10 protein-coding genes are annotated in these 13,111 nt (G+C 57.9%); 3 read left to right on the top strand and 7 right to left on the bottom strand.

Features of this window, described 5'->3' with window-relative positions; genetic code table 11:
- Nucleotides 1-63 precede the first annotated feature (63 nt).
- Nucleotides 64-1,035 (bottom strand): sugar ABC transporter substrate-binding protein, encoded by a 972-nt coding sequence (locus tag SB772_RS09880; RefSeq protein ID WP_410833073.1) that lies wholly within the window; start codon nt 1,033-1,035, stop codon nt 64-66.
- A 482-nt stretch (nt 1,036-1,517) separates the two neighbouring features.
- Here SB772_RS09880 and SB772_RS09875 point away from each other — a divergent pair, with 482 nt between their 5' ends.
- Entirely contained in the window at nt 1,518-2,615 is a 1,098-nt protein-coding gene (locus tag SB772_RS09875) for an alcohol dehydrogenase catalytic domain-containing protein (RefSeq protein ID WP_410833072.1), read from the top strand.
- A 663-nt stretch (nt 2,616-3,278) separates the two neighbouring features.
- Here SB772_RS09875 and SB772_RS09870 read toward each other — a convergent pair.
- From SB772_RS09870 to SB772_RS09850, 5 genes are all read right to left on the bottom strand, one after another.
- Nucleotides 3,279-4,775 (bottom strand): aldehyde dehydrogenase family protein, encoded by a 1,497-nt coding sequence (locus SB772_RS09870; RefSeq protein ID WP_410833071.1) that lies wholly within the window; start codon nt 4,773-4,775, stop codon nt 3,279-3,281.
- 179 nt (nt 4,776-4,954) lie between these two features.
- Nucleotides 4,955-5,953, bottom strand: coding sequence for an NAD-dependent epimerase/dehydratase family protein (locus tag SB772_RS09865; RefSeq protein ID WP_410833070.1), 999 nt, complete (start codon nt 5,951-5,953; stop codon nt 4,955-4,957).
- Nucleotides 5,954-6,052: 99 nt separating this feature from the next.
- Nucleotides 6,053-6,646 (bottom strand): carboxymuconolactone decarboxylase family protein, encoded by a 594-nt coding sequence (locus SB772_RS09860; RefSeq protein WP_410833069.1) that lies wholly within the window; start codon nt 6,644-6,646, stop codon nt 6,053-6,055.
- A gap of 94 nt (nt 6,647-6,740) precedes the next feature.
- The gene (locus SB772_RS09855; protein WP_410833068.1) at nt 6,741-7,601 is read right to left on the bottom strand and encodes a carbon-nitrogen hydrolase family protein; all 861 of its coding nucleotides are present in this window, start codon (nt 7,599-7,601) and stop codon (nt 6,741-6,743) included.
- Nucleotides 7,598-8,515, bottom strand: a complete 918-nt coding sequence (locus tag SB772_RS09850; protein ID WP_410833067.1) for a 3-keto-5-aminohexanoate cleavage protein — start codon at nt 8,513-8,515, stop codon at nt 7,598-7,600. Before SB772_RS09850 ends, SB772_RS09855 begins: the two co-directional genes overlap by 4 nt.
- A gap of 1,298 nt (nt 8,516-9,813) precedes the next feature.
- On the opposite strand from SB772_RS09850, the gene SB772_RS09845 reads away from it, so the two are divergent.
- A complete protein-coding gene (locus SB772_RS09845) occupies nt 9,814-10,785 on the top strand; it encodes a quinone oxidoreductase family protein (RefSeq protein ID WP_410833066.1) in 972 nt (323 codons plus the stop codon).
- Between the two features lie 339 nt (nt 10,786-11,124).
- Here SB772_RS09845 and SB772_RS09840 read toward each other — a convergent pair whose 3' ends face one another.
- Nucleotides 11,125-11,739: a TetR/AcrR family transcriptional regulator gene (locus tag SB772_RS09840; RefSeq protein ID WP_410833375.1), complete on the bottom strand. Its 615-nt coding sequence runs from the start codon at nt 11,737-11,739 to the stop codon at nt 11,125-11,127.
- Between the two features lie 127 nt (nt 11,740-11,866).
- Between SB772_RS09840 and SB772_RS09835 the strand changes: the two genes are divergently transcribed.
- Entirely contained in the window at nt 11,867-12,865 is a 999-nt protein-coding gene (locus SB772_RS09835) for an SDR family NAD(P)-dependent oxidoreductase (RefSeq protein ID WP_410833065.1), read from the top strand.
- The last annotated feature ends 246 nt before the right edge of the window (nt 12,866-13,111 follow it).

Below are 13,111 nucleotides of genomic sequence, written 5' to 3'. Positions count from 1 at the left end.
TGAGCGAAGCACCGCTTGCCATCTTCATAGTGCTCGTCCAAAAAACGACAGTCCTGCCCCCTATCAGAATTCCGGCGGGCACTCGGAGAGGTTTGCCTTTGTGACAGTGACGAGCTTGTAAGTTACGCTCTGCGCCCTGGGTGGATTCTTGTTATTTATCGCGTCGTAAAGCGCTTTCGCGGCGAGGCGACCCATCGTCTCTGGCTTTGTGCAAACCGTGCCAGCCATATCACCACTCTGTACCGCGTTGATGCCTAATTTGGACCCGCCACTAACCGCGACGATCTTTGCTTTCGAACCCATCGAACGAACGGCCCGACCGCACCCGAGCGCCAGGTCGTCGTATTGGGTGTAAAACAGGTCAACGTCGGGGTGAGCGGTCAAGACGTTCTGGCAAACAGCTTCGCCCTTCTCTGCTGTCCAATCGGTCGGCTGCGATGCAACGATTTTATATTTCGCACCAGCCTTCGCGAGACCTTCCTTGAAGCCTTGATTGCGCTGCAAAACTACAGAATATCCGGGTGCCCCTTCAACAATAGCAACCTCTGCCGTACGACCCTTTGGCAGCAGCGTTGCAGACAGCTCACCGGCAAGCTGGCCGGCTAATACGTCGTCCTCGTTGACCAGCGCTGTAAGCTTGGGATAGACCTGCTTTTTCTCTACCTTCTCGGGATCGCCGACCGGTACCGCAACAGCTACAAACGGAATGTGTGCCTCCGTCGTCCGATCGACCCACGTCTTCGCCACGACAGAATCCAGCACGACCGATGCAATACCGTCCGCTTTCCGCGAAATGAGATCGTCGATCGCGTTACCCTGCTTTTCGACGCTGCCCTTGGGATCCAGGACGACCGACTTAACGCCCAGACTCTTCGCCTCCGCCTGAAAGCCTCTCGCCACCGCAACGTTAAATGGATACTGCATACCGGCAGCCACAAAGCCCAGAGTGACGTCCTTAGCCACAACCGTCGTGGTACAGAGGGACAAACCGACGACAACCGCTGCCATGCTTACCTTCGTGTGAGAGATTTTCAATCTCGTGTCTCCTTAAGGTTCGGAAAAAATCGGATTTACGGTCTCGTTGTTCACGAGTTGGCGCGCCGGCCAAGACCCGATCACGTGCAGAAGCACCATCAAATGCCATAGACCCGTCAAAGGAAGAGTCCGAAAACAGAATTGCCCTCCAGCTCATCCAATAATCCCGCGATTCGAGATAGTCTATACGTCGATGATGACATTGCAACTAGGGGTTCTCACCTGTTCAGCGCCCTCAGTAGCCGCGAACTCTATCGGGACGGCTCGAACATCTGATCTCAGAACGATTCATTGGCGGCTCTGGATTCGACGTGTAGAATGTCACAATTCGAGATTATCTATTCTATGCGTCCTTGAATCGTCGGCGCCTGGCGTCGTTATGGCGATGATGAACGCCGGTGCCGCCTGCAACCCGAGAACAGCACCGGTCTTTCAGCAAAACGCTTCTATTCCAGACGTAGTCCGTGCAATCAGGAGGAGATATGGCATACGTTCAAACTTCGCTGCCAACGACGATGCGCGCGGCGGTAATGACCGCCGTTCGCGAACCGCTTGAAATCCATGATGTTCCGTTACCGGAGCTAGGGCCCGAAGACGCCTTGGTGAAAATCGTCGCATCGGGGATATGTCGCAGTGACTGGCATCTCTGGAATGGCGACTGGAAGTGGTTCATGAAGCTGCCACAGCCGGCCGTACTCGGTCACGAGATGGGTGGCTATGTCGCGGCGGTGGGATCGTCCGTAAAGCGCGTCCAGGTTGGGCAACGGGTCACCGTTCCGTTTAACCTCGCTTGCGGCCACTGTCCGTACTGTCATGCAGGGCATCAGAACCGGTGTGATTTCATGGCTGTACCGCAATTGACCCCTGGAGGCGGAGGCTGGGCGGAATACGCACGCGTACCTACTGCAGATCTCAATTGCATCGCCTTGCCTGATGAAGTTGACGAACTCTCGGCCGCTGCTCTCGGCTGCCGATACATGACCGCGTGGCGAGCGGTTCGTGATCGCGGTGGTGTCCAAGCCGGCGAAACTGTGGCCGTCTTCGGCTGCGGCGGCGTCGGCCTCGCCGCGATTGAAATCTGCACCGCACTCGGCGCCATTCCTGTGGCGGTTGACATTGACGACGCCAAGCTTACGCAGGCGCGCTCGCTTGGGGCTTGTTACGCGGTTTCTGCCAAGGGTCACACAGCTGAGACACTTGCTGCCGAGGTGCGAAAGGCACTTGGGGGCCTGGGGCCGCATGCTGCATTGGACGCGTTGGGCGGGAGCAGAACATCTTTGCCCGCCATCATGTCACTGCGAAAAGGTGGTCGACTAGTTGTGGTCGGGCTTACTGGCCAGGAAGACGAAGGCAAGGTCGCCTTCCCGGCCGACGATATCGTGAATAAGGAACTCTCGATCGCAGGCAGCGTAGGCAATCCCCACTCCAGTTTCCCTGAGTTACTGGACCTTGTTGCGATTGGTCGACTGAAGCCAAGCGCACTGGTCAGCCGCAAAGTCACATTAGCTGACGTGAGCGGCGTCTTGGTCGAAATGGATCGCTATGCGACATCAGGCTATGTAATCATTACCAGCTTCTGAAGTTACATACCAGCGACGTTCGTTGTTCTTGCATCGAAGGGCATTCGCTCAGAGAAGAAGTCCAAATGGTTTTGGACTTCGCTCTTATCCCAGGGCCAGTGGACGGTCTCCAACCACAACGGGACGCTTGCGCAGACAGTCAACGATAGTGCGAGGAGCGGCTTGAGGTGGTATCCGTCGCTCCGATTGAGCTGAACCTACGCGACGGCAGCGTTGCCTTCCCAGTAGAATCCATCGTGCCCCGTTCCTCGAGTGACAACGCCAGAACGATCAGGGCGCGTGCCTTGCTCAGTATCGACGTTTTCTTCTCGAACGTCGCACAGGGCGACATAGTTTGTTTTCCGTTTGTTACGGCGAGCAACGTCCAACCGGAAACCGGTCGACAACTTCTTTCCTCGCAGGGCGCCTGTTCGAACGGTCGACCGTGTACGCGTATGTCTTCAGCGCCCCAAAAGTTTTTTCGCTAAGAAGTTGGATCGGAGGTCAGCGCGTCGTCACATTCAAGGATGCATGCCCGTACCACGTGGATAAATGCGATTGGTTTGTCTGCATCGGCATGTTCGGTATGGCACGGGTGTCGTTTCGGGACTATTCCGAGAAAGCGACAGCAGCCTGGTAGTTCGCCTGCGATGCCTTCGGTCAGAGCGTCGCAGGCGAGGCCTGCTACAGGCGTGCCGCGATGGATTTCAATTCTGTATAACTCTCCATCACTTCTTTGCCCATTTCCCTACCCCAGCCTGATTGCTTACTGCCACCAAATGGCCACGCGGGATCGGCATAATTATGGGTGTTAATACAGACGGTGCCGGCTTTAATTTTTCGAGCCATTAAATGAGCAACCCTGAGGTCTTGAGTCCAGACACTTGCTGAAAGTCCATACTCGGTGTCGTTCGCGAACCGCGCTACCGCTTCGAGATCATCGTCGTCAAACGATTGCACGCACACGACTGGCCCGAAGATTTCTTCTCGCACTACGCGCATATCGCGATTTGTTTGCGCCAAGACAGTCGGCTCGACGAAATAACCCCTGGTACCAATCACGTTGCCGCCAGTGACTACTTCGGCTCCCTCCGATCTGCTGGAGTCCAGGAAGCCGGAGACGCGCTGATGTTGTTCCCTGGAGACCAAGGGACCAAAATTCACGGTCGGATCTAGCCCGTGGCCGATCTTGACCTTGCTTGCCGCAACCGACACACCTTCGACAACTTGATCATAGATTGATCGGTGAGCAAAAAGCCTTGATGCCGCCGTACAAGTTTGGCCCTGATTGTAGAAGATTGCGTTCGCTGTTCCAGCGATAGCCAAATCGAGATTCGCATCGGGGAACACGATCGCCGGCGATTTCCCGCCCAGTTCCAAAGAAACCCGTTTCAGATTGCCAGCGGCGGCCCGTACGATACGTTTGCCAACCTCGGTCGAACCGGTGAATGCGACCTTGTTCACATCCGGGTGCTCGGCCAATGCCGCGCCGGCTGTTTCTCCGTAACCCGTCACAATGTTGACGACGCCGTCGGGAATGCCGGCTTCCTGCACGAGCTCGCCGAACCGTAATGCAGTCAGCGGTGTCTGTTCCGCCGGCTTGAGTACTATCGTACAGCCTGCTGCAAGGGCGGGCGCGACCTTCCAGGCCAGCATTCCAAGCGGGAAGTTCCACGGAATGATCTGACCAACGACCCCGACAGGCTCACGCAAAGTGTACGCATGCCAGTCGCCGGGGCTCGACACCGGCAAGGTCTCGCCCGAAAGGCGTTGCGGCCAGCCCGCCATATAGTGGAACATACTGACTGCACCCGGCACGTCGTCCCTTCGGGCGTTGGCGACCGGCTTCCCGTTATCAAGTGATTCAATTTCTGCGAACTCGTCGACGTGCTTCTCCAGTAGGTCTCCCAAGCGCCAAATAAGCTTCGACCTATCGCCGGGCGAGAGCCGCCCCCACGGTCCTGATTCAAGGGCTCGACGAGCCGCTTCGACAGCACGATCAACGTCCAGCTTATTTCCGGCCGGCACGTGGGTAATGACCTCTTCTGTGCTGGGGTCCTCAACCGGAAATGTCTCACCGCTTATCGCATCAACCCACTTTCCATCGATCAGCATCTTTGGAGCTTTCGCCAGGAACAACTTCGCGGCTGCTCCGAGTTCGGGCTTATGAATTGCATTCATTAGAACATCCTCCTGATAGAACAACTGCGTTTGCGACGCTCACTGAGCAATCTCTATCGACGCTTTTCCACGGCGCCTCTATACAACAGGCCTTTGAGGAAACCGTTGAAGTAATATCGCTAAATGCCGGATAGGCGCACAGGCAGCCGGCTTGACCGGCCGCACCAGTGACATAGCCTCTAGACGGTTTTGGTGGAAGCTCTCTCTTGATCTAGCCATGCGACCAACCGGCGAATTCCCTCTTCGATTGAGACGGCAGGCTCCCAGCCGAGTAGACGTTTGGCCGCTTCGCGGCCAAACACTGGCCGGGTTGCAGGTGACGGCTTGCTCGTCACGTCGTCACTGTATTGAGCCTTTAGGTCCGTTTCGCAAGCCTTCACGATGAGGTCGACAATACCGGCTTGAGAAGTGTTCACACCCGTCGCGATCGTGATACCTTCCCCGCTTACATTTCTCTCCATCGCGAGCAGGTTTGCTCTTGCGACGTCGCCGACATACACGTAATCCTGCAACTGGTTTCCGTCGCCCTGAATGATTGGGGGCTGGCCCGATCTAATGCGCTCATATGCTTCGACCATTCGAGTTGCATCAATGGCCCGCTTATGCTGTCGCTCCCCGTAGATCGCCGAGTAGCGCAGAGACACGCAGTTAATTCCGTAGCGCTGTTGATACAGACGCGCAAGCCCTTCACCCATTACTTTCGAGGTGCAATAAAGAACAAGAGCTGGGGGTAGGTCACCCCACCGAAGCGGCGAGTTTTCATCGTTTGGTTCGTCACCCAGGCCGCCGTAGACGCCAGTAGACGAGCTGAAGATCATTTTCTTAACGCCCTGCACGCGGCATGCTTCCAGCACATTTTGAGCGCCGCGTACGTTGACATCGATTCCCATCCACGGATTCGCGGCGATCGGCGCTGTCAGGAATCCCGCAACGTTGAAGACGCCATCAGCACCGGCGAAGGGGTCAAAGAGTTCGTTGAGTCTCAGAATGTCGCCTCGCACGAACGTACAGCGTCCATCCGAAAGAAGAGACTGGATATTGTCGGTAGACCCGAGCGCCAGATTGTCCAGCAGTACGACTTCGCGAGCGTCCGCCTGAAGTAGTAACTCTCCGATGTGAGATCCGAGTAGGCTCGCACCACCCACCACTACAAATTTTCCTCCCGAAACTGCCGGCATTGTCGTCTCCTATACAATATAAAAAATGCAAATAAGCATTTACTCGCGCCTCATTAATCAACGCGTCACAGCGATGGCGCCCATGCGGTTTTGGATTCGCTAATCGACCTGGGTCGGTGGTCGCATTGCTGGGGTTTCCCGCAGCTGGATTGGGTGGTCGGGGACGGGAACCTGTGCTGCGTTCAGCACCATGGCAAGCATCGTGTAGTAGCCGACTATCGCAATGAGGTCCAGTACCGCCGGGCGTCCAAAAATCGCCTCGGCTTTGTTGAGCGCTACCTCGCTCGGGCGACCGTCCCAAGCGGTCTCCACCGAGAACCGATGAACCAGCGCTTCGTCCGCACTCATTGGGCTCGGCAGTTCTCCGATCGCCAGTTCGGAAATCATGTCCGCGCTGACCCCAGCCTCCCGCGCAATCCGCGCGTGTGCGAACCACTCATAACGGCAGTTCCAGCGGTGAGCGACCACGAGGATTGCAAGTTCGATCAGTGGCTTTGGAATCGCGGTGCCGAATCGCAGGTGCTCGCCCACCGCCTGGACACAACTGGCAAGCTCCGGGTTGTGAATCAGCACAAGGAATGGCCCCTTTAGCGATCCTCGCGGTCCCGCAGCAATTTCGTCAGCTACGGCTCTCTGGCGCTCCGTCATGGCGCTGCGTTCCAGAGGCGGAAAACGCTGTACGGATTCAGTCATATCAAACTCTCGTTGTGTTGAACGTTTTCACCCGTGGATTTCCCTTCGCCGCGATGTATAGGCGTGTCTCGATCGCTGCATTTCGCGCATGCAGCTATCCCGTCGGACCGTTGGCGCCATCTCTCGATGCAATTTCCACCTGAAACGGCCGATCGTGCGTAAGGGAAGGAATTAGCGCTCGCGCAATGTCGACTTGCGACAGATCAATTTCCACCTCGAACACGCCCGGCTCATCGCCTGCTTCGAGCACAATCTTTCCAAACGGGTCCACCACGAGCGAATGACCGAACGTCGCATGGTCTTCCGGATGAATTCCGCACGTCGCAGGAGCGATGATGTAACAAGCGTTCTCGATGGCTCTTGCCCGGAGCAATGCGTGCCAGTGCATCTGCCCGGTCGCGCGAGTGAACGCGGCCGGGACAGCGATCATCTTCGCGCCTGCCTGAGCCAGCGCCCGGTATAGATGCGGAAATCGCACGTCGTAGCAGATGGTAAGACCGAGAAGGCCCCATGGCGTCTCCGCCGCTACGGCCCGCGACCCTGCCTCATACAACGACCCTTCCTGAATTACCCGACCCGTCGGTAACGTCGCATTGAACATGTGAAGCTTGTCGTAGCTAGCAACAACTGACCCGTCATCGGCGAAGAGATACGACCGGTTGTAGATCTTCTCGTTGCCAGCGCGCATCGTCAGCGATCCGACCAGAATCCAGCATTGACATTCCAGCGCCACTGCGCTGAATGCGGTCAACGCCTCGTCGTTTTCGGCCGAGCCTGCGCCATCGCGCATGACCCGACCCCTCGAGTGCAACTGCGTCGCGTACTCCGGCAACGCGATCAGTTTTGCGCCGTTGGCTGCAGCACGACGAACTCCAGCAATCGCCTCGTCGATGTTTGAGAGACGGTCGCCGTTCGGCGATACCTGAACGCATGCGATCGAAAGAGTGGTGGTCAATTCACAGGCTCCGCAGATCGATCCGTGTCCGACTTGACCTGCCCAATGCCGAGGATCTGTCGTGCTTCGTCTGGCGTTGCCAGAGTTGCCCCGAGCATTTCAAGGATTGTCCGCGCCTTCTTCACCAGGGACGCGTTGTCGGGCGCGAGCACGCCTTTTTCTATGTAAAGGTTGTCCTCAAGGCCGACGCGGACATGGCCGCCGAGAAGATACGCCTGAGCAACCATTGGAAACTCCGAGCGGCCAATCCCGAATGCCGCCCATGTACTGTCCTGCGGCAGAAGACTCTTCATCGCGCTCAACGCTTCAGTGACGGCCGGAGCGCCCCAAGGCACCCCCATCACCAGCTGGAAGATTGCATTCCGGTCGATGATGCCGCGTTTGATCATATCCAGCGAAAATGCGAGATGGCCGGTATCAAAAATTTCCAGTTCGGGGAGGACTCCGGCGCGACGGATTTCCGCCGCAATCGCTTCAATGTGTGATGGCACATTGATCAGGGCACCTTTCCCGAAGTTCAGACTGCCCATGTCCAGACTACAGATTTCCGGTTTGAGGGCGAGAATGTGCCGGACACGCTCTTCCGGAGTTCTGAGATTGGAGCCCGGCGCCGCAGTGTTGGCCTCGCTACTGCTCGGTATGAACCGTGCCCCCGGACCGGTCGTGAGATTGATAATCACCGGGCTCCCGCTTTCGCGGATTCGCTGAACAACTTCGCGGTACAGGTCCAGTCCCATGCTGGGCTTGCCTGTCTCCGGGTCACGTACATGAATATGTGCGATCGCTGCGCCCGCGGCGCAAGCAGCAATCGCCTCGTCGGCAATCTGATCAGGCTTGAACGGCACGGACGAAAACTTTGGCACGGTGTCGTCGCCGCCAGTTACCGCACAAGTCAGAATCACTTTCTGTTGCATAGCCTGCTCCCGACAACTCGTTAGTGAAATGTCATCATACGGGATCTTTTAACGCGACGAAACAGAATTTAGGCTGATTCTCATCGGGGATTACGCGGAGACGCGCGGGCTGCACGCGCCTACGGTCTTCCCGGCCGGCCTGTCCGTCAAACTCTATGGGCCCCGCAAGGGCAGCGCTCGTGGCTGGACTTCAGGCCGGCCAGGTGCAAAAACCGCCGATCTCCGGGGAACTTTCTCGTTACGGCATGCCACAATACAGGATATATTTATACCCGACGCTGTCGATCAGACAGGGCGCAGTCGACTGGTCGGACAGGAGCCCCCAAGGGCACCGGACTTGTTAGTTGGCGACGGTCGGACATTCTTGGGCTGGCGGGCGCGGTGCTGTTGGCACGTTCTCTTCTCATATTGCGAGTGACCGTTCGACCTTGGGTTTCAGACGTATTCGTTGCACCTCAGGAGCGTGAACAGTCCATGCATGCTGGCGATAAGTCATTGCGGTCACTGGTCCGGAAATGGTTTGGGGTCGACGCAAATTTTCCCGTCCAGATTGTGGAGGTCGGCCGCACATTTCCCGATCGCAGACGCTATGTCCGGATCGGGGCCGTGGAATCAGAATATTCTTCGACGATCGTTTTCTTCAGGCATGACGACGGATCGTGGAACGTATTTCCGCCGACGCCGAGAACATTGGCCATGCGGCTCTATGAAGCCGCGCCCTGACGGGAGTGCGCAACAGGCGGGTTGGAAAATGGGGATAGACAGAGACGATTCGGGAGAGCGGAAAGTCATCGACGTGACTGTGGACCGATGTGCCCTCTATGCACTGCGGTAGCTACCGGAACGCGCCGGTGGATGCGACGTGGTTCAAGGCTGCCAGGGGAGTCTGCTGACGTCCATTCCGTCCGAAGACAAGCCGACACTTATGCACGTGATGTATAGGGCCTTTCAGATTTAGGAATAGTCACGCAGGTTCTCGCCTGCTAACGTCGCTACCACAACACTGGCACTATGTCGACGGGACCATCAAGACGACGGGGTCCAACCGTACCGTCGAACACCAGGGGCCGTGTGGACGCCCGATCGTCAAAGTGGCTGTGCGTGGACCCGACATCTTCGCCGCACGCGGGCGGACCTGCTGACGTCTCCCTACCCTTCGATGGTCCATCGTCAAAACACCCAGACGGGCCGGCGAGCAGGCGTCAGGCAGGGCTGAAATAAACATAGCTGAAGCGGCGGTGCGAGGCGCCGCTCATCACCGGTTCGAACTAACTCTGAGCAAACCATAGGAACAGAACATGAAAGCGATCCGCGTATATCGTACAGGCGGTCCGGAAGTACTTGTGTACGAGGAGATCGACATCCGAAAGCCTGGCCGTGGCGAGGTCCGGGTGCGCAACCGTGCAATCGGAGTGAACTATACCGATGTGTATCTTCGCAAGGGCACCTTCCCGCCACCCGAAATGCCGTTCACGCTCGGCAAGGAGGGCGCTGGCGAGGTTGTCGCCATTGGCGACGATGTCACTGACTTCGCCATCGGCGACCGGGTTGCTTATGTCGAGACGCTAGGTGCGTATGCAGAAGAGTGCATCGTACCGGTGCACTATTTGGTCCCACTACCCGAAGACATCGACTTCGAGACTGCGGCGGCAATGATGCTCAAAGGTTTGACAGCACAATATCTCGTGCGCCGCACGTTTCTCGTCGGGCCGGGTCACACAATACTGATGCACGCAGCCGCTGGTGGGGTTGGGCAGATTCTGGCGCAATGGGCGAAACATCTGGGCGCTACGGTAATTGGCACCGTAGGCTCGCAGGCTAAGGTGGAAGTTGCTCGGCAGAATGGCTGCGATCATGTCATCGAGTACACGCGGGAAGATGTCCCCTCGCGTGTGAAACAGATCACAAAGGGAAAGGGATGCGACGTGGTCTACGACGCCGTCGGTCAAGCAACTTTCCCGGCGTCGCTCGACTGCCTGAGGCCATTAGGTTTCTTTGTCAGTTTCGGTGCGGCATCGGGTTCAATCGCCCCCGTCGACCTCAAGCTCCTCGCCGAGAAGGGTTCGCTATTCGCCACATGGCAAGTGCTGCCCACGCATCTGGCGACGCGCGATGACGTTCTCGCCAACAGCCAGGAGCTTTTCGACGTCGTCGCGAGCGGTGCGGTGAAAATCCACATTCGCTCCCGCATGCCACTGGCCGAAGCACCCGAGGCACATCGCAGGCTGGAGGGACGGCAGACAACGGGCGCAACCGTTATGTTTCCGTAAGACTGCCCGGCTCGCCCGAGGCCATACATTTTCCATGACCGGAAGACGTCCGGCCACGCATCAACTGGTGTCGGGTGTCACCATTAATGAAAAATGCGTCGTTGAAGTTAAGGCGATTTTTAAGCAAGAGTGGCGTCGAGCAACCAGCATGTGCTAAGGAAAGTGAAATATCCGTCCCGCACTGCCGCAGTAAGTGAAAAAACTGTTGTGTTCCCATCGGCGCGCTTGGAGTCGATAGACCACGTCGCCACTTTGTTCATCAGACGACGAAACGCCCCGGGTCCGCCGCTCATGTCAGTTGTCGTGGTCATTTCTCAGTGAATTGTTTCCGATAACCCGTCAGACGCGCCGCGGCAGGAGCACCAAGTCGGCCGCTTCCTCAGCATCTTTGAGGAGCGTCTTGCGCGGCGTGCCCATCTGCGCACGCATGGTCAGCCCACGCGCTAAATCCGTGACTTGGATTGCGCGCGCGGCTACGGGAAAGTCAGAAGGGATTTCTCCCGCGCTGATCCCGTCCCGGAAGCGACCTTCCACCAGCGCCACGGCGCCAACGGCAGCGTTCTGCAGGAATTTACGGACCTCAGCGTCGTCCACAAGCGGCGCCACGCACACGAGAAGACAGCCTGGGGCAGAACCTTTCTCGGTCGCACTTTCTACGGCCTGCCTCAGGAAGCTGGCGAGCGAGTCGCGAAGAGCCTCCGGCGAGAGGAGTGCTTTGGCTGCGAGAGCGCCCTTCCTCTCTGCATACGCCCTGAGGGCACGCAAGAATATCGCCCGCTTGTCCCCAAAGACGGCATACAGGCTCGGACGTCCCACACCCATCCCGGCGACGAGATCGTCGATCGTCACTCCGTCGTAGCCCTTCGACCGAAACACCTGGGTCGCCTTTTCCAGCGCCGCCGTCTCGTCGAAGCTGCGCGGTCGACCCCGCGGCCTAGCAGTATTTTGAATCATTTGGTTCAAAACTCATTGACAATGGTCATCGCACCAATATATAACCGAATAGTTCGAAATTAGCAAGCCGGCTCTGGCCTCGCGGGGCCTCACGACTCGGCCTTCACCCTTCACCACGGAGACGCCTATGGAACATTCGATCGCGCTCGTCACCGGCACCACCTCCGGGCTCGGTTATGCGGCAGCCCGCGCTCTTGCCGAAGAGGGCTATCGCCAGGTCATCGTCACCGGGCGCAGCCTGGCTCGGGTCCAGGAAACGGCCGCTCAACTCGCGGCTGAGACCAAGACACAGGTTTTCACGCCGCTGGAGCTGGATCTGGACACGCCGTCCAGCGTTCAGTCCGCGCTCGCCGAGCTGGTCAAGCGAGGTCAGCCTATCGATTTCCTGCTGCTCAATGCAGGGATGGTCCCAGGTAAGAAGCGGGTGCTCACTGCGGCGGGCATCGAGGCTTCTCAGGCCCCGCTAATCGGCCATCATCAATTGACTGTCGGGTTGCTCCGCGCCAACCTGCTGAGCCCCAACGCGCGGATCGTTATCGCCAGTGCGGAACCTGCCCGAGGGGGCGTACCCCTGTTCAGCTACACCGACGTGGAGGCACTCGCTGCCAAATACCACCAGGGCGACCTGACCGCTGCTATGGAAGCCCTGCTGCGCAACGGGCCGAACGTGAAGTACGTGCCCAACAATGCGTATGCCGACGCGAAGCTCATTATCGCTTGGTGGGTCGCGGCGCTGGCGCGCCGGCTACCCTCCGGCATGGCCGTGTACGCTGTCTCGCCCGGTGCGGCGACCGACACCAAGGTGGTGCGAAACGCTGGCCCGGCGTTGAAGTATCTGTTTATCCCAATCGCGAACCTCATTCCCGGCATGAATCAGACGCCGGAGACTGCCGCCCGTCGCTACCTCCAGGCCTCGGAGTTCGGAACCGAAGTCTCGGGGCAATTCTTCGCCTCGGCGGCCGGGAAGTTCACAGGCCCAATTGAGGCGCAGCTCCACCCACACCTCCACGATGGCGCCAACCAGGAAGCCGCCTGGCAGGCCGTCGTCAATGTCTCTGGCGTCAATTTATCGCCTGTCAGACCCGCGTCGCCGTCGGCTCCGCCGAAACAAAACGGCTCGTCGTGACATAGAAAAAACTTCGTCGTCTTTCGCAGCAATTTAAGAGCGGCGTGCTGAAGGAGAGCCCGATCGCGGCTGAACTGATCCCGGTAAGCCGAATCAGCAGGCGATTGCGGCGCTCCATGATTGCCCACGGGGTCCTACGGTATTTTGAAATAAATAGTTCAAAATTCCTTGACCGCGGTCATCGTGTCTATTATCGTACCGAACAGTTCGAAATCAGCAAAGCGACCCAGCGTCGCAAGGAGAATA

It is taken from the genome of Paraburkholderia sp. SIMBA_030 (assembly GCF_046535245.1).
Taxonomy (GTDB): Bacteria; Pseudomonadota; Gammaproteobacteria; order Burkholderiales; family Burkholderiaceae; genus Paraburkholderia.
Note: the sequence above shows the minus strand (reverse complement) of the source record. Positions and strands in the feature narration are given on the sequence as shown.